The organism is Salinicoccus albus DSM 19776 (assembly GCF_000385175.1).
GTDB lineage: Bacteria > Bacillota > Bacilli > Staphylococcales > Salinicoccaceae > Salinicoccus > Salinicoccus albus.
The window spans coordinates 243,556-268,549 of sequence record NZ_ARQJ01000033.1; the positions used below are offsets into that span (position 1 = coordinate 243,556).

Below are 24,994 nucleotides of genomic sequence, written 5' to 3' on the forward strand. Positions count from 1 at the left end.
GGCTTTTTAATCATTATTTTTGTCCTGCTTCCTGAATCTGGCGATGAAGAATCCATCTGTACCCGCTTCCTGAGGCAAGATTTGTTTATACGGGCCTGTAAAATCCAGTGCATCGATTTTAAAATCGTCAAATGCCATGTCTTCATTGGCCTTCTTGAAAGTATAAGCAACATTTTCATTTTCCATTTGATGGATCGTACACGTGGAATAAATTAATACCCCGCCAGGCTTTAAGTATTTTTTTACGTGATTCAGTATTGCAAGCTGCAGTTCCACAAGTTTTCCAATATCCTTTTCATTGCGTTCATATCTGATTTCAGGCTTTCTCCTGATGACCCCTAAACCGGAACAGGGGGCATCCACAATGATGCGGTCATACATCTTCTGATAGTCATGTGCTGTGGCGTCCCCTTCAAAAACTGTACAATTTTTAAGATTGAGGCGACGGGCCGCTTTTTCTATCAAAGGTACCTTATGCGGATAGACATCTGCAAGATCGACATGTCCGCTTTCCACTTTTTCAAGTGCATGCAGCCCTTTGCCTCCCGGTGCACTGCATGCATCCAGGATAACATCACCGGGCTGTGGATCGAGTGCAGTATTCACAAGCATAGAGCTGATATCCTGCACACTGTAATATCCATCCTTATGCAATTCTGAGCGCAATATCTCTCCGCCATGTACATTGATTGCATCTGGATGCAATTCATTCACACTTACATCATGCCCAATCTTTTGTAATTTTTCAAGGAGTGCCTGCCTTGAGATCAATGCAGTATTGGCCCGGATATACAGGCGGGGGTGTTCATTCAGTGCTTCTGCGATCGCCGCAGCACCGTCCATACCGTGATGCGTCCGCCAATGATTGAGAATCCACTTTGGGATACTTGTCCGGATGGCCAGCCTCGACAGATCATCCTGAACACTGTCAATGTCCCTTAATGAATGCCTGCTGAAGTTCCTCAGCACAGCATTGATCACTTTTGCTCCTTCCGGTCCGTCTGTCTTTTTGGCAATTTCTACAGCTTCGTTTATCACTGCATAATCCGGCACCCGCTCAAGCCAGACGAGCTGATAGACCGAAATGTCCAATAAATTCCTCTGCCGTCCTTTGAGCTTCGTTTTAATATACGGCTTAATATAGAATTCTATGGTCAATTGATTTGAGAGGGTACCATAGACAATTTCGGTCAATAATCCTCTGTCTTCAGCCCGGAGATCATTATTTTTAATCACATCATCCAGCACAATATTGCTGTAGCCGCCATCGTTCACAATCCTGCTGTAGGCTTCAAGCGCCAGCGCTCTGATATTCATCTAATCCACCTGCCCAAGGACTGTGCCCGCCAGGTCCTGTCGGCCTGCAGTGAATTTTTGTGCATCCGTTCTGCTTTTGCCCGCCAGCTGGACCTCAGTGATTTCAATCAGCCGTCCATCTCCGCAGACGACTGTAAAACCTGAGTCCGTCACGCGTTCAATGGTGCCGGGCGGCCGCTGTGATATTCCATGCGGCGCATTCGCCCCGTATATCTTCAACCGTTTCCCATCCAAAGCAGTATAGGCCCCCGGCTGCGGAGATAAACCGCGAATATGATTGAAGACCACGCTCGCTTCATCGGTGAAGTCGAGCTTCTCGTCTTCTTTTGAAATATTCGGACTGAAAGTGGCGCTGCTTCTTTCCTGTTCTATCCTGCTGTTTGTTCCGTCAAAAATGGATGGCAGAGTTTCCATGAGCAGATCAGCCCCAATATCACTCAGTTTATCATGCAGGCTTCCTGCATCATCTGAATCAGCAATCGCTACAGACTGCTGGCTGATAATATCTCCCGTGTCCAGCCCCGCTTCCATATACATGATGGATATGCCGGACTCTTCGTCACCTTCGAGGATTGCACGGTGGATAGGCGCACCGCCCCGATGCCTTGGCAGCAGGGACGCATGAACATTGATGGCACAAAGCCGGGGGATATCAAGCAGCTCTTTCGGCAAAATCTGTCCGTAAGCTGCAGTGATAATCAAATCGGGCGCCAATGCTCTGATTTTCTCCAATGCGTCCATATCCTTTATCTTGTCCGGCTGAAACAGGGGAACATCAAGCGCTTCAGCCGCTGCTGCAACCGGCGGCGGTGTCAGGACGCGCTTCCGCCCGGCCGGCTTATCCGGCTGGCTGATGACCAGGGCGATATCATATTTTTCATGCAGCGCTTCTAATACGGGCACTGAAAAATCAGGCGTCCCCATAAAAATAATGGTTTCATTCACTGTTGCTGCCTCCTTACATAATTACAAGCGGATTGACATCTATCTTTAAAGAGATGTCTTCTTTTTTATACTTTTCATGGTACTCCCGGTCCAGTTCGCTTAACACACCGAGCAGTGCAGGTTCCCGTTTATATTTGAGCAGTATTTGAAAACGGTGCTGTCTGTTTATACGTTCTATGGGGCTCGGCGAGGGCCCGACAATAATGGACTGTTCACTCATGTTCTCGGCAAGTGCTGCGTGAATATGCGTTGTCGACTCTAAACAGCTGCGGACATCTTCACTGGACACAGTGAACAGCACGTGAAAATAGAACGGCGAGTATCTGGCAAGCTTTCTGAAAGCCATCTCTTTTTCATAAAAACGACGGTAGTCATTATTGGTGGCAAGCTCGATTGCATAGTGTTCCGGATTATAGGTCTGGAAAATCACTTCCCCTGCAAGCTCATGTCTGCCGGCACGTCCGGAAACCTGGGTCAACAGTTGAAACGTTTTTTCATTTGCTCTGAAATCCGGAAGATTCAGCATCGTATCCGCATTTAACACCCCGACCAGCGTGACCATCGGATAATCCAGCCCTTTGGCAATCATCTGCGTCCCCAGAAGAATTGGGATCTCATCATTTTCAAAATGATCCAGGAGTTTTTCATGCGTGCCTTTTCTCCTTGTCGTATCATTATCCATTCTGACTACATCAGTTGCAAACATATCCCGCAGTATTTCTTCAACTTTTTCGGTACCGGTACCCCTGAAAGTCACATCTTCACTCTGACAGCTGTCACATTCTTTGTGAACACCTGTTTCATAGCCGCAATAGTGGCATAGGAGTGAGCTGTTTGATTTATGATAGGTCAGTGAAATATCACAGTTCGGGCACATGGGAACATGTCCGCAGCTCTGGCAGATCTGGAAGTTGGAATATCCCCTCCTGTTCAGCAGCAGCACAGTCTGCTCGCCTTTGTCTATCCTGTCTTTAATGTCCTCATACAATGGCTTCGATATGATGGATGTATTGCCTTCCCTGTGTTCCGCTGACATATCCACGATATTTATGTCCGGGAGCATTTCAGTCCCCGCCCGTTTGGTCAGTTCCAGCCGCTTATAGACACCTTTCTCACTTCTTGCATATGATTCCAAAGAAGGTGTTGCAGACCCCAGGATTAACGGACATCCGTGGTATCTGCTTCTGAACTTGGCAACTTCCGCCGCGTGGTACATCGGGCGGTCGCTCTGTTTATAGGTGGCTTCATGTTCTTCGTCAATGATGATGGCACCGACATTTTCAAAGGGGGCGAACACGCTGCTGCGCGCCCCGACAGAAACTCGGGCCCGGCCCTCTTTAATCTTGCTCCATTCATCATATTTTTCACCGGCGGATAAGCCGGAATGAAGTACAGCGACATCATCTCCGAAGCGTCTTTTAAACCGGTTGACCATCTGCGGAGTCAGTGCGATCTCCGGCACCAGCATGATCGCTGCCCGGCCGTCATCAAGCGCCTTTTGTATCACCTGCAGATAGACTTCGGTTTTACCGCTCCCGGTAATACCATGCAACAGATACGTGCCCGCTGACTGAGCGTCCATAGATGCTGAAACTTCATCATAAGCCGTTCTTTGTTCATGATTTAAAACTTTTGGGGCATCATATTCGAAAATTCTGCCAGAATAAGGGTCTCTTTCCACTTCCATATTCATCTTGTCTATATATCCTTTTTTATACAGAGAATTGACCAGATGATTGGAATAACCTTCCGCCTTCAAATCGCTCATCAGGATCGGTTCGCTCGACGACTCGATTCTGTCAAGCAGTTCCACCTGTTTCTTTGCCCTGCCGAGATGCCCTTCAGTAATTTTTAATGAATAAACAGCCAGCGCCGTCTTTTTCTTTGTGTGCTGAGAGATTTTCGTTTCTTCAACCACTTCCCCGGATTTCAAATACGGCCGCAGGACTGACAATGCTTCTGAATTCAGGCTTTTGATCTCACTGCCATCGCTGAGCCCCAGGCCGGTAAAAGCCCCGCGCGCATCCGCTCCGGCTGATTCCGACAGCCGGACCAGCTTTTTATAATTTGCCTTCAGGGCCGCAGGGAGAATCGTTTCAATCACACTGATGTATTGATCGATATAATATTCCGCAAGATACTTGGCAATGACAATCATCTCTTCGGTTAAAACCGGTTCAATGTCAAGCGTGCCTGCAATCGGTTTTATCCTGGACGGGTCAAAATCAGCAGCGTCCTTAACATTCATGACGTACCCTTGGATCGTTCTTCTGCCAAACGGTACAAGTACTCTGTGACCCACGCGGATGATTTCATCCATGCCGTCCGGGATTCTATAATCAAATACCTGATTGACACTTTTGCTGGGTATATCCACTATAACTGAAACAAACATCAACGGTCCCGCCTTTTAACGATCGTGTCCACAATATAATGGCCGAGCGTCTGCTTATCCTGTTTGGGGAAATCCTGTTCAGAGCCGTCATTAAACAGCATCATAATCTTATTATCCGCACTGTCCATGCCGATGGACTTATCGGAGACATCATTCATGACGATACAATCGGCATTTTTTGTTTCAAGCTTTTCTTCCGCGTACTTTCTGACATCGTGTGTTTCCGCCGCAAATCCAACGAGGTACATGTCCCCCTTGTGCGCTCCGACATATTTAAGAATGTCCTGGGTCTCTTTAAGGGATATTGCGTAATCCTCTTGACCGTCTGTTTTCTTCAGCTTGCTGCCGCTGACTGCTTTTGGTGTAAAATCGCTGACTGCCGCTGTGAAAATGCCGATATCTGCATCCATATGCTCCTTCACCGCCTCAAACATTTCCTGTGTTGATTCCACATCGGTTCTTTCTACACCCGGCGGGACCGGCAGGTTGACCGGACCGCTGACCAAAACAACATTGGCGCCTCTCGCTGCAGCCGCTTCCGCAATGGCATATCCCATTTTGCCGCTGGAGTGGTTTGTCAGGTAACGTATGGGATCAATTGCTTCCCGCGTCGGTCCGGCGGTAATCAATATTTTTTTCCCTTTAAGTTTCTGTTCTATAGCGAGCATCTCTTCTACATAGGTTTTAATCTCCGGAACATCCGCCATCCTGCCCTTGGCATTATATCCGCAGGCCAGAAAACCGGATTCGGAATCAATGAAACGGCAGCCCTCCGTCATCAGCTGCTGAATATTGCGCTGTACAGCAGGCTGATTATACATATGCACATTCATCGCCGGTGCCATCAGCACCGGCTTGGTATTGGCTGCGAGCACATTGAGCAGCATATTATCGTATATACCATTTGCCAGTTTCCCAATTGTATTGGCAGTCACCGGTGCAACAACAATGACATCTGCCCACTCACCAATTTTGATATGTGAAATGACGGATGGATCCTCTTCCTTAAAGGTGTTTGTATATACATGATTGCGGCCAATTGCCTGAAAGGCAAGCGGCGTAACGAATTCCAAAGCATTGTCAGTCAATACGACCCGCACATTATGCCCTGCCTGTATTAATTTGCTCGTCAGATCAACAGCTTTATAGGCAGCGATGCCTCCTGTAACACCAATTACAATATTTGCCATATCTTCACCTCTTTAGAAACTTAGCTTTTCACGAAGCCTTAATTATGCTTATGCAGGGAAAAGAAATTTATACTTTCTGTCCCTGCAAAAAAAGCTGACAATTGATTGTCAGCTAGCGTTTTTCTTTCAATTTATTGTCGGCGATTTCTTCCAAAGCTCTGCTTACTGTCTTCGTCGTCTTATAGTCATCCAATACCAGATCATCAGGTTCATCCTGCAGATGACGGGCCCGTTTAGCGGCCATTGTCACAATAAGGTATTGAGAATCGACATTCTTTCTTATTTCATGGATTGGCGGGTAAAGCATCAGTTATTAACCTCCAGTAACATTCTCAATTTTGACTCGACGCGTGCGCGACGCATGTGCGATGCTTCCACAATACACTGTATACGCTGGCGTGCATAGTCCACATCATCGTTTACAACGACATAATCATACAGGTTCATCAGCTTGAGTTCACGTTTAGATTCTTCGACGCGGTGTTTGATGATGTCCGGTGAATCAGTACCGCGATTGACAAGCCGCTCTTCAAGCTGAGTAAGATTCGGCGGTGTCAGGAAAATAAAAAGTGCTTCCGGGAATTTTTCCCTGACCTGTTTGGCACCTTCGACTTCTATTTCCAGGAACACGTCATGCCCATCCGCCATCGTTTGCTCTACATAATCAACAGGCGTGCCGTAATAGTTACCAACGTATTCAGCATACTCGATGAATTTATCCTGTTCAATTAATGCTTCGAACTCTTCCTTTGTCTTGAAAAAGTAATCGATACCATCCGCTTCCCCTTCACGCTTTGGTCTTGTTGTCATCGATATCGAGTATTTAAAATCCGTATCCGGATGCTCGAAGATTGCTTTCCGGACCGTCCCCTTACCGACCCCGGATGGTCCGGAAAGTACAATCAGCAGTCCCTTTTCTGAAGTCATAATCCGTTACCTTTCTATTTGTGATTATTTCTTAATGTATCATATCTGGATAAAAATTTCATCATAAACCATTCTCTCATTTCTAAACAGCCGTTTCATGTTAAAATGTGCATTACCATATTACAGGAGGAACCCACCATGGCATTTGACGGCAACTTTATCCGCGCCCTGCTAGACGAACTTTCATGTTTAGAGCGGGGTAAAATTAATAAAATCCAGCAGATGGATAACACTTCGCTGATTTTTAAGATACGCGCCCAAGGCACCAGCCAATCCCTGCTCATCAGCGCGCATCCCATGTATGCACGTTTTCATCTGACCGGACATAAATACGAATTCCCATTTGAGCCGCCAATGTTTTTACGCATGTTAAGAAAGCATATCGAAGGCGGTATCATCAAAAATATCAGACAAATTGGCAATGACAGGCGGGTGGAATTTTTTATACAGTCGAGAAATGAGATCGGCGATGACACCGAACGCATCCTCATTCTGGAAATCATGGGCAGACACTCCAACATCATCATAACTGATGAAGCTTACAATATTCTTGACGGTATCAAACACCTGACACCGAACAATAACAAAAGGACGATCATGCCCGGCTTCATGTACGAGGCGCCCCCGACAAAGGAAAAAATCAACCCAAGAACTGAGGATCTTGAGAAACTTCCCGCCAAAATAGATTTCAACAGCGGCAAAATAGACCGGCAGATATTAGGTGTGCTCGAAGGCTTCAGCCCGCTTTTTGTCAAAGAAATCGAATATAATGCCGGCCATTTCAACATTAAGAATATCCTGCCTGCAGTGAAAAGGACACTGGAAGCGGCCGAAGAGACTAAACCGGTCTTCTACAGGCATAACGGCAAAGAGGCGTTTTATTTTACAGAACTGAAACACCTCGGTGAACCGCAGGCGGTGTATGAAACGCTGTCCGGATTGGTGGACAGTTTCTATCATGACAGATACAGAAATGCTCTGATTAAACAAAAGGCAAATGATTATCTGAACGTCATCGAAAGGGAATATGAAAAAACCGGACGTAAGATAGAAAAACTCCATGAAGACCTCCAGGAAGCGCATGAAAAGGATGAATACCAGAAATACGGAGAGCTGCTTACCGCATATATGCATCAGGTGAGGCAGTATGACAAAGAAGCGGTCGTCTTTGATTATTATACCAGTAAAGAAGTCAGCATACCATTGGATCCTGAACTCTCACCCAGTGACAATGCCCAGAAATATTACAGCCGTTACAACAAGCTTAAAAAGCGTGAAAGTGCTGCAGAGGAACAGCTCAAACAGGCAAAAACAGATCTTGAATATTTTTCCAGCCTGCTCCACCAGATGGAACAGATCACTACAGAAGAGGAGGTTGAAGAAATCAGGGAAGAGCTGCATGAGGAAGGTATCATAAAAACCAAAAAAAGGCAGCATAAGAAAAAGAAAAAGCATAAAATCCAGCTGCATGCATTCAAAACATCGAACGGCCTTGATGTACTGGTCGGTAAAAACAACAAACAGAATGATTATCTGACATCCAGAAAATCTCAGAACAATCATTTGTGGTTCCACACTAAAGAGATCCCGGGCTCACATGTGGTCATCAGTCATCCCAGGAGCCAGATAGGAGAAAGTGATATCCTGGAAGCGGCTATGCTTGCAGCATACTTTTCCAAAGCGCAGGATTCGGAATCCGTGCCTGTAGACTACACTGAAATCAAGCATGTTCATAAAGTCAGCGGTGCGAAGCCAGGTTTTGTGACATACACGGACCAGCATACTGTCTTCGTCACCCCTGAGAGGACAAAGGCCGAGAAGATGAAAGCATGAACAATGGATCTGAGACAGACACCCGCCGGCTGCATATTTCAAATCAAAGAACTACCGATAAAGTATTGTACACGAACAGGTTTTATATCAAAGGCTATGAAGCTGCCGTTTTATACAAATCGACAGATAAGGAGGGGGTCATTTCATGAACAGAGCATTGTGGGAATCTAATATCGAGAACAGTTTTGTAGATCCGCAATCATATTACGCACTCAGTGAATCGGAAAAATCCGACGGTTTTGCAGATATCCTGTCATTTGGCACAGCCGGTATCAGAGGCAGAGTAGGACTCGGCCCAAACAGACTGAATCGTTTTACCGTGGAGAAAACAGCACTGGGAATCGTGAATACGCTTGCCGTTTTGTCTGAACCGTCCGTTGTTATCGGCTATGATACCAGACATCTTTCACCAGAATTTTCAAAGGCGATGGCATCAGTCATGTCACAGCACGGTGTTTCGGTAAAGCTGACAAAGCAGTATACCTCTACGCCGGAACTGTCTTTTTTCGTCAGAGAATACGATGCGTCGCTGGGGATCATGATCACAGCCAGCCATAATCCGCCTGAATACAACGGCATCAAGGTTTATGGACCGGACGGTGCGCAGCTCACAGATGAGCCTGCCGCCCTTCTCAGTGAAAATATCAATGCCATCGAAGATATTTTTTTGATTGAAAGCAGACCCTTTGATGCCGCTGTGGCAGATGAAAGTATCGGTTTTGTTTCAAAAGAGGTGGAGCAGAGATATAAAGATTGCATTACTAAATTCATCGGAGACATTCCACGGTCGGATTTGTCTGTCGTATTTTCAAGTCTCCACGGCACAAGTGTGCCAGTTGTACCGGAATTATTCGATGCGCTTGGATTCGGCAGATACACACTGGTTGAAGACCAGTCGACCCCGGATGGGGATTTCCCGACAACCATCTCCCCCAACCCGGAAAACCCGGAAGCATTTGACCTTTCAAAAGCGCTCGGCGAAAATATCGGTGCAGATCTGCTCATCGCCACGGATCCGGATGCGGACAGGGTCGGCATTGCTGTCAGACATAACGGGGAATATGTTCATTTAAACGGCAATCAAATTGGCATACTTTTATTAAAAGAAAGACTTAAAAACACCCCCCAGGATAAGACGCCCGTAATCATCAAATCAATTGTCACCAGCGACCTTGGCAGGAAAATTGCGGAGGATTACGGCGGGGAACTCATCGAAGTGCTGACAGGATTCAAATACATCGGTGAACAGATAGAATTGCTGGAAGCCGATACGGACAGAAGATTTATCCTCGGCTATGAGGAAAGCTACGGATATCTGCTCGAACCGTTCGTCAGGGACAAGGACGCTCTCCAGATCGTACCTTATGTCACATCAATGGCTTCACAGCTGAAAAATGAAGGCAGGACACTGGTTGATGCACTTGAGGAAATATACAGCAGATACGGCCGGCGAATGGAAAAACTGTACAGCCATACATTCGAAGGTACTTCCGGAGGGGAACGTATCAAAGAAATCATGTCGCAGTTCAGGAATAACACGCCTTTGGAAATAGAGAAGCGGGAAGTCATCTGCACGGAAGATTTTAAGACACAGACAAGAACATTCAGGGACGGGCGCACAGAGACTATACAACTGCCGGAGGCAGATGTGATCAAAGTTCATTTCAGGGACGGCTGGATTGCTTTGCGACCTTCCGGAACTGAACCGAAAATCAAATTATATGTCTCCCTTGACAGCGATCAGATCGAACAGGAAGCCAAGCTCATCAACGACATGATTTTTAGCGTATAGTGGGATCGAACCTGCTCGAAAGAGCAGGTTTTTAAGTGTCAGGAGATGCCGGCGATGAAAGACAAGCATCTCCCTATATAAAAACAAACCTCTTAAGATCGCCGAGGTTTGTCTGAAATATCTATAGTCTCTCTCTGAAATCGAGTACAACCTGTTTCTGCTCTTCTGTGATTGACCCTTGTCCCATGCTGACGTCGATCAGCGTATCCAGATCGCTTAATGTGTGCCAGTCAATCCCCGCTTCCTCAAACGCATCAATGGATTTCCCCAGGCCATAAGTGAATATAGCGAAGATACCCAGCACTTTTCCACCCTTTTCTTTTAATGCCTGTGCTGTGTCCAGACTTGACGCTCCGGTAGAGATCAGATCTTCAATGACTGCTACTTTTTTACCACGGACCTCAGCACCTTCGATCTGATTGCCTTTGCCGTGGTTTTTCCTGCCGCCTCTGACATAACACATCGGCAGTCCAAGGCGTTCACTGACGAAGGCTGCGTGCGGAATACCCGCGGTTGAGGTGCCCGCGATGACTTGGGCACCTGGTGCGTGTGTTTCAATCAATTCGACAAATTGTTCTGCGATTTCTTCCCGGGCTGAAATATCACCGAGCATTTTCCGGTTATCGCAATAAATCGGAGAAATGATACCGCTCGACCATGTAAAAGGGTCGTCAGGACGAAGTTCCACTGCATTAATGTCCAGTAAGATTTCTGCTGTTCTTTGTTTCATGATATTTTATCCCCGCTTTCCCACATCGTTTTGATCGCTTTATATTTCTCTGGGGCATCTGCTGCTTCAGTGATAGAACGCCCGACTACAATAAGATCTGAACCGAGCTTTTGTGCAGTATCCGGCGTGACAACTCTGGCCTGATCGTCGTTGGAGTCTTCTTCGAGTCTTATTCCCGGTGTGACGGTTAAGAAACCATTCCCGCAATTTTCATGGATGGGTTCCGCTTCCAGAGGCGACGAAACCACACCATCCAGTCCGGAACTTTTGGCCAGTTCCGCATAATGAACAACACTCTCATCAAGCGTTAACACTGATCTCTGTTCCTTTGTAACCATTCCTCTGTCCGTCGATGTCAACTGTGTCACAGCGACTAAAATCCCTTCAGGATTCCCGTCTTTGAATGATTCCATCGCCCGCCTCATCATATGACTGCCCCCCTGTGCATGGACATTCGTCATTTTGACATCCATTCTGCCAATTCCCTCCATGGCCTTGCCCACAGTGTTTGGTATGTCATGCAGTTTCAAGTCCAAGAAAATATCATGACCCATGGCACGTATTTCTTTAATGATTTCGGGACCATTCTGTAAATAAAGCTCCATCCCAATTTTGACGAATAATGCTTCATCAAACTGTCTTAAAAAACGATCTGTCTCTGTCATACTGCTGTAATCAAGTGCGATGATCGGTGTTGTCATTAAACCCACTCTCCTTGAAGTGATTTATATGCTCTGCCTTTTATGTCATGTATATGGTCCATCTCCGATACTTCATTATCTAGCGCCTCAATCAGGGACGGGCATATATACGGATCTGTGAAATTCATCGTCCCGACTGCAACCGCATCCGCACCGGCAGATATATAATCTATGATATCTGCCGCTTTTGAAATTCCACCCATACCGATGATCGGGATATCCGACAGGTGCTGTCTGACCTGATAGATCATATTCAGACTGACCGGCTTGATCGCAGGACCGCTCAATCCGCCGGTATGATTAGCGATGATCGGCTTGCCGTTTGTATCCAATTTCATGCCGACCAATGTATTGATCATCGTGATACCGTCTGCAACCTCTGCGATACTTTTGGCCATTGCGACGATATCGGTGACGTTTGGTGACAATTTTACATACACCGGCACGTCTGACACCGCTTTGACAGCTGCAGTCAGCTGCCTGGCTGTTTGCGGGTTTGTGCCGAACTGTATACCGCCCGCTTTTACATTCGGACATGAGATGTTCAACTCAAGTGCATGGACATTCGGCGCCTGTGAAATTTTATCTGCCACAATGACATAGTCGTCTATGGTTGTGCCGGCAACATTTGCGATTACCGGCACATCATAACTTTCGAGATACTTGAGCTCATGTTCAATAATATGATCCACTCCCGGATTCTGAAGTCCGATGGCATTGAGCATACCACTCGCTGTCTCCGCCACCCGGGGCGTTGGATTGCCGGTCCTTTCCTCATGAGTCGCAGCTTTGATCATGACCGCCCCCAGCTTTGACAGATCATAAAATTTTGAGAATTCCTGGCCAAAACTGAAACATCCGGAAGCAGGCATGACCGGATTTTTCAATTGAAGTCCCGGCAGATTGACATTCAGCTTTTCACTGTTCACAGTAAAATCTCCCCTTTTTTGAAGACGGGTCCTTCTGTACAAAGTTTGACGTAATTCCCGTCAGTTTTTTCACATACGCACGCATAGCAGACCCCGAATCCACAGCCAAATCTTTCCTCCAATGAAATATAACCGCCTTCCTCCATCGTCTCACTGAGGACTTTTAACATCACTTTCGGTCCGCAGGCATAAAAACAATCGAATGGATCATTCAGCTTTCTGATGATATCAGTGACAAATCCTTCCGTACCGTAGGAACCGTCAGACGTGGCGATATATGTCCTGCCCAGGGATTTGAACCGCTCTTCGTAAAACACATCTTTTTTGGAATTGAAACCAAGCACATGAGTCGTTGTCACGCCCATCTGGTTCAGTCTCTTGGAGAGTTCATAAAGCGGCGGCACACCAATGCCGCCGCCGACAATCAGCACCTCATCATTCTGTTCAAGGGGATATCCGTTGCCGAGCGGTGACAAGATATCAAGTGTATCCCCGGTCTTAAGTTTCGCGATCTTTCTTGTACCCTCGCCTTCCACACGGTAGACAATCGTAAATTGGGATGAAGCTTTATCGATATCAGCAATGGATATCGGCCGCCTCAATACATGTTCGGTGCTGTCATCCACTCTGACATGCACAAATTGCCCGGGGGTATCCATGCGCTCTGGGAGCTCTCCTTCGAGCACCATTTCATAAATGTGATCCGCGATCTCTTCCTGGGAGGCAACCTTCATCAGATTTTTCATATTTTCACCTACATCTTTTCCATATTAAACGTCATGCTTTCAATGACTTCAACAAGTGTACGTGCTGTATCAAGTGATGTCAGGCATGGAACTCCGTTTTCCACGGTTTCTCTTCGAATACGAAAGCCGTCCCTTTCAACTTGTTTGCCCTTCGTCATCGTATTAATGACAATCTGAACATTACCGCTTTGAATCTCTTTAATCAGACTGTTGGGGCCTTCGCCCACCTTATCTACGGTGATGATTGGAATATTATTCTCTCTGAGGACTTCTCCCGTCCCCTTTGTGGCCATCAGTCTGTAGCCGCATTGTGACAGTCTTGATGCCAGTGCCACAGCCTCTTCCTTATCTTTATCAGCGACTGTGATAAGGGCCGTGCCGTGGTCTTTGACTTCCAATCCGCTCGCGACGAGGCCTTTGAACAGCGCTTTGTTCAGGCTCATATCTTTGCCCATGACTTCCCCTGTGGATTTCATTTCCGGACCAAGAGTGATATCTACATTTTTTAACTTGCTGAAGCTGAATACAGGCGCTTTCACATGATAGCCCGCTTTGAATAGTGCAAGCCCCGGGCGATACGCCATATCAGCCAGTTTAATCCCCAATATGGCTTTCATTGCCAGATTTGCCATTGGTATCTCAGTAATTTTACTCATGAATGGAACAGTACGGCTCGCTCTCGGGTTTACTTCCAGCACGTAGACCTCACCGTTTGAAATGACAAACTGGATATTGATAAGACCGACGGTATTCAGCCCCAGCGCCAGACGCTGAGTATAGTCCGTTAACATATCAATTTCTGTATCCTCCAATGTCACCGGCGGATAGACGGCAATCGAATCCCCCGAATGCACCCCGGCTCTTTCTATATGCTCCATGATGCCTGGGATGATGACATTTTCGCCGTCACTGATTGCATCAACTTCAATCTCTTTGCCTGTCAGGTAACGGTCAATTAGCACAGGGTGTTCCGGAGATGCTTTGACTGCGTCTCTCATATAGTTTTTGAGTTCAGCTTCATTGTAGACGATTTCCATCGCACGTCCGCCGAGCACATAACTCGGTCTGACAAGCACCGGATAACCGATATACTCAGCATTGGCGAGTGCTTCCGCTTCATTCGTCGCTGTCTTTCCTAAGGGCTGGGGCACATCAATATCTCTCAGCAGCTGTTCGAAACGTTTCCTGTCCTCTGCCCTGTCGAGATCATCGAGCGTTGTGCCGATGATTCTGACACCATCCGCTTGGAGCTGATCTGCCAGATTGATGGCTGTCTGTCCGCCGAATTGGACAACGACGCCATCCGGTTGTTCATGTTCGATAATATTCATGACATCTTCATGGGTCAAGGGTTCAAAATAAAGTTTGTCTGAGATGGAGAAATCGGTGGAAACCGTCTCAGGATTGTTGTTGACTATGATCGCTTCATAACCTGCTTCCTGGATGGCCCACACCGCATGGACTGTTGCATAGTCAAACTCAACACCCTGGCCGATCCTTATGGGGCCGCTGCCGAGCACAATGATCTTTTTCCTGTCGCTGGCTGCCGATTCATTTTCACTTTCGTAAGTGCCATAGAAATACGGAGTGGTAGATTCAAATTCGGCAGCACATGTATCGACCATCTTGTACACAGGTGTGATGCCCTTTTCACCGCGCAATGCTCTCACTTCAGACTTATCCATGTTCCAGCGGTGGGCAATAATCCTGTCGCTGAAACCATAGGTTTTTGCCCATTTCAGATGATCCACTGAACCAATATTCGCTTTCAATTCGGATTCTATGGTGATAATATGCTGGAACTTCCTCAAAAAGAACATGTCGATCTTTGTCCATTCGTGTATATCCGACATCGGTACATCCTTCCGAAGCGCTTCGCCGATATAGAACAGTCTTTCATCACTCTGTTTTTTGATCATTTCAATGATGTAGTCGAGTTCAAATGCATCGCCGTTCGGCAGACCGAGATGATGAACGCCATACTCCAGGGAACGTATCGCTTTGAGCAGCGATTCTTCATACGTACGCCCGATCGCCATCACTTCACCCGTGGCCTTCATCTGTGTGCCGAGCTTGCGTTCCCCTTTGGCAAACTTATCAAATGGAAACCTTGGAATTTTTGAAACAACGTAGTCCAGGGCCGGTTCAAATGCCGCATAACTTGTGCCGGTGACAGGGTTTGCCATTTCATCCAGGGTCAGACCCACGGCAATTTTGGCAGCCAGTTTGGCAATCGGATAACCGGTTGCTTTTGATGCAAGTGCGGATGAACGGGACACCCTTGGATTCACTTCGATGATATAGTAATCAAAGGATTCAGGATCAAGTGCCAGCTGAACATTACATCCGCCCTCGATACCAAGTTCCCTGATAACGGAAAGTGAGACGTCGCGGAGCATCTGATTTTCTTTATCCGCAAGTGTCTGGGTGGGTGCGACAACGGTGGAATCTCCTGTATGGATGCCGACCGGATCGATATTTTCCATATTACAGACGACAATCGCATTATCATTTTTATCTCTCATCACTTCGTATTCGATCTCTTTAAATCCGGCAATAGACTTTTCCACCAGGCACTGGCTCATCGGTGAATATTTCAGCCCATTGGCAACGATCTCATCCAGATCACCATCATTATAGCATATGCCGCCGCCGGTGCCGCCCATCGTAAATGCCGGTCTGACGATAAACGGATAACCCACTTTGCGCCTGAAGTCATAAGCCTGTTCCACCGTATTGATGATTTCAGACTCCGGTACAGGTACGCCCATCTGATTCATCAGCTGTCTGAAAAGATCGCGGTCTTCCGCCTGTGTGATTGACTCCAGCTTGGTACCGAGAAGCTCCACATTATTTTCCTCGAGGACGCCCAGACGGTCAAGTTCAACTGCCATGTTCAACCCAACCTGCCCGCCAAGTGTGGGGAGGAGCGCATCCGGCTGTTCCTTACGGATGATTCTGCCGATAAAATCCGGTGTGAGCGGTTCTATGTAGACCACATCGGCAATTTCCTTATCTGTCATGATTGTCGCAGGATTGGAATTCACCAGAATAACCCGGTATCCTTCCTCTCTCAGGGCAAGGCACGCCTGCGTTCCTGCATAATCAAATTCTGCCGCCTGTCCGATGATGATCGGCCCGCTTCCAATGACCAGTATTGTTTCTATATCTTTGCGTTTAGGCATTTTTATCCTCCTTAACCAGATCCATCATCTGGATGAACTGACTGAATAGATACTCTGAATCATGCGGTCCTGCTGAGGCTTCGGGATGATACTGCACAGAGAACACAGGGTGTTCCTTATGACGCATGCCTTCCACCGTACCGTCGTTCAGGGCGGTATGTGTCACTTCAAATCCTGTGCCCTCAAGAGAAACCGGATCGATTGAATATCCATGATTCTGTGAAGTGATTTCAATCCGGCCGGTCGCCAGGTTTTTGACGGGTACATTGCTGCCTCTGTGCCCGAACTTCATCTTGTATGATGATGCGCCATATGCCAGTCCGATCAGCTGGTGTCCCATGCACACCCCGAACACAGGCACTCTGCCAATCAATGCCCTGATGGTTTCAACGGCGCCCTCAACGTCTTCAGGGTCTCCCGGACCGTTGGAAAGCATGACACCCGCCGGCTGCATCCTTAAAATATCCGCTGCAGAAGTATCGAAAGGCACTACAGTCACGTCGCAGCCTTTGTTGTTGAGGGATCTGACGATATTTTCCTTCTTACCGTAATCGATCAGCACCACACGATGCCCGGGCCCGGTTGAAATATAGGGCGATTTGGTCGACACCCGTTTTACCTGATCTGTTCTGAAGGGGGAATTCTGAAGCAGTTCGATGATTTCATCATGATTCTCCGCGTCGGCGAGAGACGCTTTCATCACCCCCTTATCTCTGATTCTGCGCGTAATGCTCCTCGTATCCACACCGCTGATACCCGGGATACCATGCCTGTTCAGAAAAGAATCAAGCGTTTCTGTCGACCTGAAGTTCGATGGCTCGTTCTCTGCTTCCCTAAGTACGATCCCCCGCACTGTGGGCAGCAAAGTTTCATTATCCTCAGTGTTGATACCGGCATTGCCGACTAACGGGTAACTAAAAGTAATGATCTGATCAGTATATGAAGGATCGGTGATCACTTCTTGATAACCGGTCATGGAAGTGTTAAATACCAGTTCGCCCTCTCCAGTCCTGTCACTGCCGAATCTGTAACCTTCATAAACCGTCCCGTCTTCGAGCACAAGGTACCTTTTCTCTGTAAGCATTATTCTTCCTCCTTATAAGCAATTCTGCCGTCAACAATAGTCATGTGAATGTCACATTCCAGCTGCTGATTGTGGAAAGGCGTATTTCTAGCTTTGGAATAAAAGTCGTTCTTATCCAGGGTATACCTTTTTTCCAGATCGATTACCGTTATATCAGCCGGCACCCCTTCTTTGAGCACCCCCATATCAAGGCCGAAAACCTCTGACGGCTTCACCGTGAGCCAGTCCACCAGCTGACTGAGCGTAAATATCCCCGTCTTAACCATTTTTGTATAGAGGAGCTGGAAGGCGTTCTCACTGCCTGTAATGCCGAAGGGCGCAGTTTCCATATCCACATTCTTCTCTGCTTCTGCGTGGGGCGCATGGTCAGTCGCTATGATATCAATCGTGCCGTCGAGCAGTCCCTCTGTTAACGCTTCACGGTCTTTGGCCCCTCTGAGCGGCGGGTTCATCTTGAAATTCGGATCTTTTTCTTTAATATCATTTTCATCCAGCACCAGGTGATGCGGGGTCACTTCCGCAGTGACCTTTATCCCGGCGCGTTTGGCATCTCTGATGACACGGACACTTTCCCTGGTGCTGACATGGCATACATGATAATGACAGCCCGCCGCTTCAGCCAGCAGGACATCACGGGCAATCTGAACCGATTCAGTCACCGATGGGATACCCGCTATCCCCAGGTTTTCACTTGTCTGTCCTTCGTGAATGGCCCCATCGTGTATCAATGTATTTTCCTCGGTATGTGCAACGATGGGCATATTCACATGAGCGGCTCCATACATCGCCTGAAGCATCATATCTGCACTCTGGACACCCACACCGTCATCGGTGAAAGCAAATGCGCCGGCCGTTTTCAAGGCTGCAAAGTCCACCAGCGATTTTCCCAGCTGACGTGTCGTAATGGATGCATAAGGCAGGACTTTAACATGTGCCGTATCCTTTATCCGCTGCATGATATTGAGCATTGTATCTGCATGATCGGGTACCGGGCGGGTGTTTGGCATCGGACATATTGCAGTAAATCCCCCTCTCGCTGCTGCTTTTGTGCCGGTTTCGATCGTTTCCTTATGTTCAGCGCCGGGTTCTCTCAGATGGACATGGACATCGACAAACCCTGGTGCCATCAATCTGCCGGACAATTCCACTGTTTTATCCGCATCCGTCTTTATATTTTCCGCTATACATTCAATCAAACCGTCTTTAATAAGTATATCTGTATATGTCAGTGTGTCGTTTTTGAGCATCCTGCCATTTTTTAAAAGTATTCTCATCATCCTGCACTCCCCAGTATTTCTGTCAATACACTCATACGTACGAATACTCCGTTCTTCATTTGTCTGAATATTACTGACTGCTCACCCTCAACCAGTTCCTCTGATATTTCCATTCCCCGATTTACCGGAGCCGGATGCATAATGATTGCATTCTTTTTCATCCGGTCATATCTCTTCATGTTCATACCGTACAGCCTGTTGTAGTCGTCTTTAGTAAAACGTGCCCTGATATCATGGCGCTCATGCTGGACCCTGAGCAGCATGATGACATCCGCTTCTGCCAAAGCCTCATCAAGCACTCTGTAAGCATCGCCCTGGTGCGCTTCCTGCCATTCAGGCGGTGCGGAAAAGACAACGTTCGCTCCCAGTTTTTCAAGTGCCTGCTGGTTGCTGTGGGCGACTCTCGAATGGATAATGTCGCCGGCAATAACAACGTCAAGACCTTTGAACGTGCCGAACTGTTCGTATATCGTCATCAGATCCAGCAGGGACTGGGTCGGATGGGAACCGCTGCCGTCCCCGCCATTGATCACCGGAATGCCCAGTCCGACAAGCTGTTCGTAGTACTTGTTTTCAGAATGTCTGATGACAAGCCCATCACAGCCGAGTGCTTCCATCGTCTTGCATGTATCATACAGCGTTTCCCCTTTTGATACTGAACTGAAGTTCACATCAAAAGGTATGGATGAAATGCCGAGTTTTGCCTCTGCCATTTCAAAACTGGTCTTCGTCCTTGTGGAATTCTCAAAGAACAGATTGGCGATATACTTTTTTTCTTCAAATGGCTGTACACCATTTTCTTTAAAATCCAATGCCCTTTTGATGATGCGCATAATATCTGCTTCAGATAAATGTTCCATCGATAATAGATTATCCATTGGTCTCCTCAGCCTCCCATGTTTAGAAACCGCGCCTTTTAACGCTTGTCATTCACTTAAAACCACTTCGGTAAAACCATCGTATTCCTCGACGTATACATTGACCTTTTCTTCTTTCGCAGTGGGAATGTTCTTGCCGACAAAATCCGCTCTGATCGGCAATTCCCGATGCCCTCTGTCAATCAGTACTGCGAGTGAAATTTTGGCTGGCCGCACCTGGTTCAGTATGGCATCCATAGCCGCCCGGATGGTGCGGCCGGTGTAGAGGACATCATCGACTATGATGACATGACTGCCGACAAGTGAAGTATCCATGTCAATTGCTTCCGTCGGTTTTTGGGCAGATAGTTTGTCATCACGGAATCCTGTGATATCAATGTTCCCCGCCGGCACTTTTATAGAATCGATCTCTTCAATCTTCCCCTGGAGCCTGTCCGCCAGAAACTCGCCCCGGGTTTTTACACCGAGCAGCACAATGCCGGCTGATCCTTTATTGTGTTCAAGAATTTCGTGGGACATGCGGGTTAATGACCTTGAAATCTGCGCATTATCCAAAATCGTTCTTTTTTTCATCGTCAGGCACCTCTCAAAGATTTTTGCATAAAAAAATACTCATGCCCAAAGACATGAGTATACACGTATCCTTATAAACATGCACTTCAGATTGTCGCAACAGCCTGTGTGCATCCGTCCATATCATGTCTTCCGGGCCTCTCTGGACTCGACTTAAAGACATAAATGCTATTTACTTTTCTACAACAGTTTAGACTTAATAAAAATCAAAGTCAAGCTTAAACGCTAATTTAATTCTGAATATTCTCCATCACTGTTTCAAAAATTTCAGGCAGCGGCGTGCTGAATTCCTTATATTCACCCGTTTGAGGGTGAATGAATCCCAATGTTCCAGCATGCAGCATCTGACCGCCGGTTTCCAGTGTTTTTCTTGGACCGTATTTAGGATCACCGGCTAACGGATACCCGATATATTTCATGTGCACCCGGATCTGATGTGTCCGGCCGGTTTCCAGAATACATTCAACCAGAGTGAAATGCCTGAACCTCTCCAGCACATTAAAATGCGTGACTGACGCTCTGCCTCCATCAACGACCGCCATGGACTGGCGCTCTTTCGGATTTCTGCCGATCGGCGCTTCAACCGTGCCTTTGTCGTGCGGAATCACGCCGTGGACCAGTGCCGTATATTTACGGGTCACTGCTTTATCCACCAGCTGTTCGACAAGGGACTCGTGGCTCACATCATCTTTAGCAATCACTAACAGGCCGCTCGTATCCTTGTCTATCCGGTGCACAATGCCGGATCTGAATTCCCCGTTGACACCTGACAGGCTATCCAGCTGGTACATCAGCCCGTTGACCAATGTGCCCGAGGGATGACCGGCAGCAGGATGAACAACCATTCCTTTCGGCTTTTCAACAACGGCCACATAATCGTCTTCATGAATAATGTTAAGACTCAAATTTTCCGGTGCAATACCGGCTTCAGCCACCGGCCGCTCTTCAACAGTGATGATATCGTCACTTCTGACCTTATGATTCGGTTTGACAACCTCATCATTGACCAGTACGAGACCTTCCCTTATTCGCCCCTGCATGTCACTGCGTGAGGTATCTGGGACATTTTCTGCCAAAAAACGGTCCAGCCTGCTGCCATCCTGATCATTTGTCACTTTCATTTCCTGCATCATTTTCACCTTTTCCTAAAATAAAGACTTCAACGATCATCAATATCACACCGATTGTCAGAGCGCTGTCCGCAACGTTAAATATCGGGAAATCATAACTGATGATCAGTACGTCAACAAAATCCACAACTTCCCGGAAAAATATCCTGTCGATGAAATTGCCGAGTGAACCTGCAAGCAGCGCGGCAATCGCAACCTGCAGCAGCAGATTATTCTTTGCTTCCTTGATGTACACATAAACCAGAATAACGAGCACAATTATGGTAACAATATAGAAGAAAAGCATCTGATTCTGAAACATCCCCCAGGCAGCACCGCTGTTCCTGTGGGAAGTGATTTTCAGAAATTCCCCCAGAACAGGAATCGATTCCCCTTCCTCCATGCTTCTGACCACAATGAACTTGGTCATTTGGTCAAGCCCGATGATAAGCAAAGTGACAAGGGACATCGGTATGAGTCTGTATGCGCTCATAGATGCACCTTACTGTGCGTCGACAACTTCACGACATCTCGGACAGATGTCATCGTCGCCGCCATGGATGGATTCCGCCGTAGAATAATTCCAGCAGCGGGCACACCGTGTGCCTTCAGCATGTTCCACCTTAACCGAAACAAAGTCGTAGGCGTCAGCCTCAGGCAGTGACTCGACGACTTCCACCTGTGAAACGATAAACAGCTGTTTGAGTGCACCGTCGATATCTTCATAATCGAGTCCATCGGGTTTTGTCACATAAACTTTTGCTTCCAGTGATTTGCCGATCACTTTGTCATTTCTCGCTTTCTCAAGTGCTTTGAACACATCATCACGCACGGACATGAAGTACTGCCATTTTTCAACAAGAGAATCATCCACCTCAGCTTCCTGCGGGTGATATTCCAGATGCACGCTCTCTTTACCAGCATGGGGGGTATGCTGATGAATCTCTTCAGAGGTATGCACGAGCACCGGTGCCAGCAGACGGTTCAGTTCAGTAACGATCTTATAAAGCACTGTCTGCATGCTGCGCCTGATATGTGCATCTTCCTTTTCGATGTAAAGAATGTCTTTGCCGTAATCCAGATAGAAGTTGGACAGCTCCACGTTGATATAGTTCTGCAGGGACTGGTACATGGATACATAATCATATCGGTCATAGCACTCCAGCATCATGTTGACTATTTCATTGAAACGCTGGTTCATGAACTGGTCAACTTCTTTCAGTTCATCGTATGGTACGGTATGTGCATTCGGATCGAAGTCTGAAAGATTCCCCAGCAGGAACCTGAATGTGTTTCTGATTTTACGGTAAACTTCGGACACCTGGCTGAGAATTTCATCTGAAATCCGAACATCATCTTCAAAGTCGGACGACATTACCCACAAGCGGATGATATCTGCCCCTTTTTGTTTCATCACTTTTTCAGGAAGTATGACGTTGCCCACCGATTTTGACATTTTCCTGCCTTCACCGTCATTGACAAAACCATGGGACAGCAGTTCTTTGTATGGCGCGTGGCCTTTCGTTGCCACACTTGTAATGATGGAGGAATTGAACCACCCGCGGTATTGGTCTGAACCTTCAAAGTAAAGGTCGGCAGGATATACTTGATCATCGCGTGTCTCAAGCACGCCTCTGTGAGTGGATCCGGAGTCGAACCAGACATCCATAATATCCATTTCTTTTGTAAACACTCCATTCGGTGAAGACGCATGTGTGTATCCTTGGGGAAGCAATTCTTTGGCTTCCCATTCAAACCAGATGTTCGAGCCGTGTTTCTCAAACAATGACGCCACATGTTCGATGACATCAATGTCCACGATGCTATCGCCGTTCTCGGCATAGAAAAACGGCAGCGGCACCCCCCATACACGCTGACGGGAAATCACCCAGTCCCCGCGGTTCTTAATCATGTTGTACATTCGTTTTTTATTCCATTCAACCTGGAATTTGGTGCCTTCCACTGCTTTTAGGATATCTTCACGTACGTTTTTGATGGAAGCGAACCACTGCGGGGTCGCTCGGAAAATCACCGGTGTTTTACTCCTCCAGTCATGGGGATAGGAGTGTGTGATAAACTCCAGTTTGATCAGTGCATCATTCTCTTTCAGATCATCCGTAATGACTTTGTTCGCCTTGTCATAGAATAAACCCTCGTATTTACCTGCCTCATCAGTGAATACACCTTTGTCATCCACAGGACTGAGCACATCAAGTTCATACTGCTGGGCAACGGTGTAGTCGTCCGCCCCGTGGCCCGGTGCCGTGTGCACACACCCTGTACCGCCGTCAAGCGTCACATGACTGCCGAGAACCACGAGGCTCGTTCGGTCATAGAGCGGATGTTTCGCGGTGATATATTCAAGGGAATCACCCTTGAGTTCTTTTGTCCGCGTCACTTTATCCTTATCCCATTCCGCCGCCTCAAGGAAATCATCCAGCAGACCTTCGGCAACAAGGTATTCTCTGCCTTCATAATTGAATTGGAGATAGTCCAGTTCAGGATGAACGGCAATGGCCAGGTTCGCCGGTATGGTCCACGGCGTTGTTGTCCAAATGACCATTTCCACATCTTCATCGAGGATGCCTTTGCCGTCATCGACCGGGAAACTGACATAGATGGATGGAGAACGTTTGTCCTTATATTCAAGCTCCGCTTCAGCGAGCGAAGATTCACTGACCGGGGACCAGTATATCGGTTTCTTCCCTTTATATATCAATCCTTTGGCTGCCATATCTTTTAATACACGTACTTGGGCCGCTTCAAATTCAGGTTTGTAAGTCAGATACGGATCATCCCAATCACCATCGATACCCATGCGTTTAAAGCCTTCACGCTGACCATCGATCTGTGAATTGGCAAACTCCATGCATTTGTTCCTGAATTCTTCCACTGACATACTTTTGCGATCGACGCCTTTATTTGTCAGCGCCTGTTCAATCGGCAGCCCATGGGTATCCCAGCCGGGGACATAAGGGGCGTAGAAACCTCTCATCTGTTTGTTTCTGATGATGATATCCTTGATGATTTTGTTCAAAGCATGCCCCATATGCAAGGAGCCGTTGGCATACGGCGGGCCGTCATGAAGAATGTACGGCGTGTTTCCTTCATTCTGCTTTAATTTTTTTTCATAAATTTTATTGGCGCTCCACTCTTCCTGCATTTTCGGTTCCTTATTGATCAGACCGCCGCGCATTTTGAACTTGGTTCTCGGCATTAAAAGCGTATCTTTATAATCCATTTCCATAGCTCCTTTTGATTATCTTGAAATATTAATAAAAAAAGACCCTGACAAACCGTCAATAGGGGCGAAATTTCCGCGGTACCACCCTGATTGACTCCTGTTCCGAGCCCACTTCATCCAGATATTAATTTCCATCATT

Annotated in this window: 21 protein-coding genes; 3 read left to right on the top strand and 18 right to left on the bottom strand. The window is 47.1% G+C overall.

Going from position 1 to position 24,994, the window contains the following annotated elements:
- Positions 1 to 6: 6 nt before the first annotated feature.
- The 6 genes from rsmB to gmk form a co-directional block, all read right to left on the bottom strand.
- Entirely contained in the window at positions 7 to 1,317 is a 1,311-nt protein-coding gene (gene rsmB / locus G343_RS0113535) for a 16S rRNA (cytosine(967)-C(5))-methyltransferase RsmB (protein WP_020008700.1), read from the bottom strand.
- Positions 1,318 to 2,262, bottom strand: a complete 945-nt coding sequence (gene fmt / locus G343_RS0113540; RefSeq protein WP_020008701.1) for a methionyl-tRNA formyltransferase — start codon at positions 2,260 to 2,262, stop codon at positions 1,318 to 1,320. It abuts the gene before it with no gap.
- A gap of 13 nt (positions 2,263 to 2,275) precedes the next feature.
- On the bottom strand, positions 2,276 to 4,657 hold the full coding sequence (priA, locus tag G343_RS0113545) for a primosomal protein N' (RefSeq protein WP_020008702.1): 2,382 nt from the start codon (positions 4,655 to 4,657) through the stop codon (positions 2,276 to 2,278).
- Positions 4,657 to 5,847 (bottom strand): bifunctional phosphopantothenoylcysteine decarboxylase/phosphopantothenate--cysteine ligase CoaBC, encoded by a 1,191-nt coding sequence (gene coaBC, locus G343_RS0113550; RefSeq protein ID WP_020008703.1) that lies wholly within the window; start codon positions 5,845 to 5,847, stop codon positions 4,657 to 4,659. The genes priA and coaBC overlap by 1 nt, the downstream gene beginning before the upstream one ends.
- Before the next feature lie 112 nt (positions 5,848 to 5,959).
- The gene (gene rpoZ, locus G343_RS0113555; protein WP_020008704.1) at positions 5,960 to 6,154 is read right to left on the bottom strand and encodes a DNA-directed RNA polymerase subunit omega; all 195 of its coding nucleotides are present in this window, start codon (positions 6,152 to 6,154) and stop codon (positions 5,960 to 5,962) included.
- Complete coding sequence (gene gmk / locus G343_RS0113560; protein WP_020008705.1) at positions 6,154 to 6,774, bottom strand: guanylate kinase; 621 nt, start codon at positions 6,772 to 6,774, stop codon at positions 6,154 to 6,156. Before gmk ends, rpoZ begins: the two co-directional genes overlap by 1 nt.
- Positions 6,775 to 6,912: 138 nt before the next feature.
- Here gmk and G343_RS0113565 point away from each other — a divergent pair, with 138 nt between their 5' ends.
- Genes G343_RS0113565 through G343_RS0113575 form a run of 3 tightly spaced genes read left to right on the top strand, consistent with a single transcriptional unit; the run spans position 6,913 to position 10,399 of the window.
- Positions 6,913 to 8,607, top strand: a complete 1,695-nt coding sequence (locus tag G343_RS0113565; RefSeq protein ID WP_020008706.1) for an Rqc2 family fibronectin-binding protein — start codon at positions 6,913 to 6,915, stop codon at positions 8,605 to 8,607.
- On the top strand, positions 8,604 to 8,756 hold the full coding sequence (locus G343_RS15495; protein ID WP_020008707.1) for a hypothetical protein: 153 nt from the start codon (positions 8,604 to 8,606) through the stop codon (positions 8,754 to 8,756). Before G343_RS0113565 ends, G343_RS15495 begins: the two co-directional genes overlap by 4 nt.
- Positions 8,753 to 10,399, top strand: coding sequence for a phospho-sugar mutase (locus tag G343_RS0113575; RefSeq protein WP_020008708.1), 1,647 nt, complete (start codon positions 8,753 to 8,755; stop codon positions 10,397 to 10,399). The genes G343_RS15495 and G343_RS0113575 overlap by 4 nt, the downstream gene beginning before the upstream one ends.
- A 121-nt stretch (positions 10,400 to 10,520) precedes the next feature.
- Here the strand turns inward: G343_RS0113575 and pyrE are convergent, their stop codons facing one another.
- From pyrE to ileS, 12 genes are all read right to left on the bottom strand, one after another.
- Entirely contained in the window at positions 10,521 to 11,129 is a 609-nt protein-coding gene (gene pyrE / locus G343_RS0113580; RefSeq protein ID WP_020008709.1) for an orotate phosphoribosyltransferase, read from the bottom strand.
- A complete protein-coding gene (pyrF, locus tag G343_RS0113585) occupies positions 11,126 to 11,830 on the bottom strand; it encodes an orotidine-5'-phosphate decarboxylase (protein ID WP_020008710.1) in 705 nt (234 codons plus the stop codon). Before pyrF ends, pyrE begins: the two co-directional genes overlap by 4 nt.
- Positions 11,830 to 12,702: a dihydroorotate dehydrogenase gene (locus tag G343_RS0113590; RefSeq protein ID WP_051087906.1), complete on the bottom strand. Its 873-nt coding sequence runs from the start codon at positions 12,700 to 12,702 to the stop codon at positions 11,830 to 11,832. The genes pyrF and G343_RS0113590 overlap by 1 nt, the downstream gene beginning before the upstream one ends.
- 53 nt (positions 12,703 to 12,755) lie before the next feature.
- Positions 12,756 to 13,505: a dihydroorotate dehydrogenase electron transfer subunit gene (locus G343_RS0113595; RefSeq protein WP_020008712.1), complete on the bottom strand. Its 750-nt coding sequence runs from the start codon at positions 13,503 to 13,505 to the stop codon at positions 12,756 to 12,758.
- Positions 13,506 to 13,513: 8 nt separating this feature from the next.
- Positions 13,514 to 16,690: a carbamoyl-phosphate synthase large subunit gene (gene carB / locus G343_RS0113600; protein WP_020008713.1), complete on the bottom strand. Its 3,177-nt coding sequence runs from the start codon at positions 16,688 to 16,690 to the stop codon at positions 13,514 to 13,516.
- Entirely contained in the window at positions 16,683 to 17,774 is a 1,092-nt protein-coding gene (carA, locus tag G343_RS0113605) for a glutamine-hydrolyzing carbamoyl-phosphate synthase small subunit (protein ID WP_020008714.1), read from the bottom strand. The genes carB and carA overlap by 8 nt, the downstream gene beginning before the upstream one ends.
- Positions 17,774 to 19,048 (bottom strand): dihydroorotase, encoded by a 1,275-nt coding sequence (locus G343_RS0113610; protein ID WP_020008715.1) that lies wholly within the window; start codon positions 19,046 to 19,048, stop codon positions 17,774 to 17,776. The genes carA and G343_RS0113610 overlap by 1 nt, the downstream gene beginning before the upstream one ends.
- Positions 19,048 to 19,929: an aspartate carbamoyltransferase catalytic subunit gene (locus G343_RS0113615; protein WP_020008716.1), complete on the bottom strand. Its 882-nt coding sequence runs from the start codon at positions 19,927 to 19,929 to the stop codon at positions 19,048 to 19,050. Before G343_RS0113615 ends, G343_RS0113610 begins: the two co-directional genes overlap by 1 nt.
- Before the next feature lie 48 nt (positions 19,930 to 19,977).
- Complete coding sequence (gene pyrR / locus G343_RS0113620) at positions 19,978 to 20,502, bottom strand: bifunctional pyr operon transcriptional regulator/uracil phosphoribosyltransferase PyrR (RefSeq protein WP_020008717.1); 525 nt, start codon at positions 20,500 to 20,502, stop codon at positions 19,978 to 19,980.
- A gap of 230 nt (positions 20,503 to 20,732) precedes the next feature.
- Positions 20,733 to 21,635 (bottom strand): RluA family pseudouridine synthase, encoded by a 903-nt coding sequence (locus G343_RS0113625; RefSeq protein ID WP_020008718.1) that lies wholly within the window; start codon positions 21,633 to 21,635, stop codon positions 20,733 to 20,735.
- Positions 21,607 to 22,104: a signal peptidase II gene (lspA, locus tag G343_RS0113630; RefSeq protein WP_020008719.1), complete on the bottom strand. Its 498-nt coding sequence runs from the start codon at positions 22,102 to 22,104 to the stop codon at positions 21,607 to 21,609. Before lspA ends, G343_RS0113625 begins: the two co-directional genes overlap by 29 nt.
- A 9-nt stretch (positions 22,105 to 22,113) precedes the next feature.
- Positions 22,114 to 24,852 (bottom strand): isoleucine--tRNA ligase, encoded by a 2,739-nt coding sequence (gene ileS / locus G343_RS0113635; RefSeq protein ID WP_020008720.1) that lies wholly within the window; start codon positions 24,850 to 24,852, stop codon positions 22,114 to 22,116.
- Between the last annotated feature and the right edge of the window lie 142 nt (positions 24,853 to 24,994).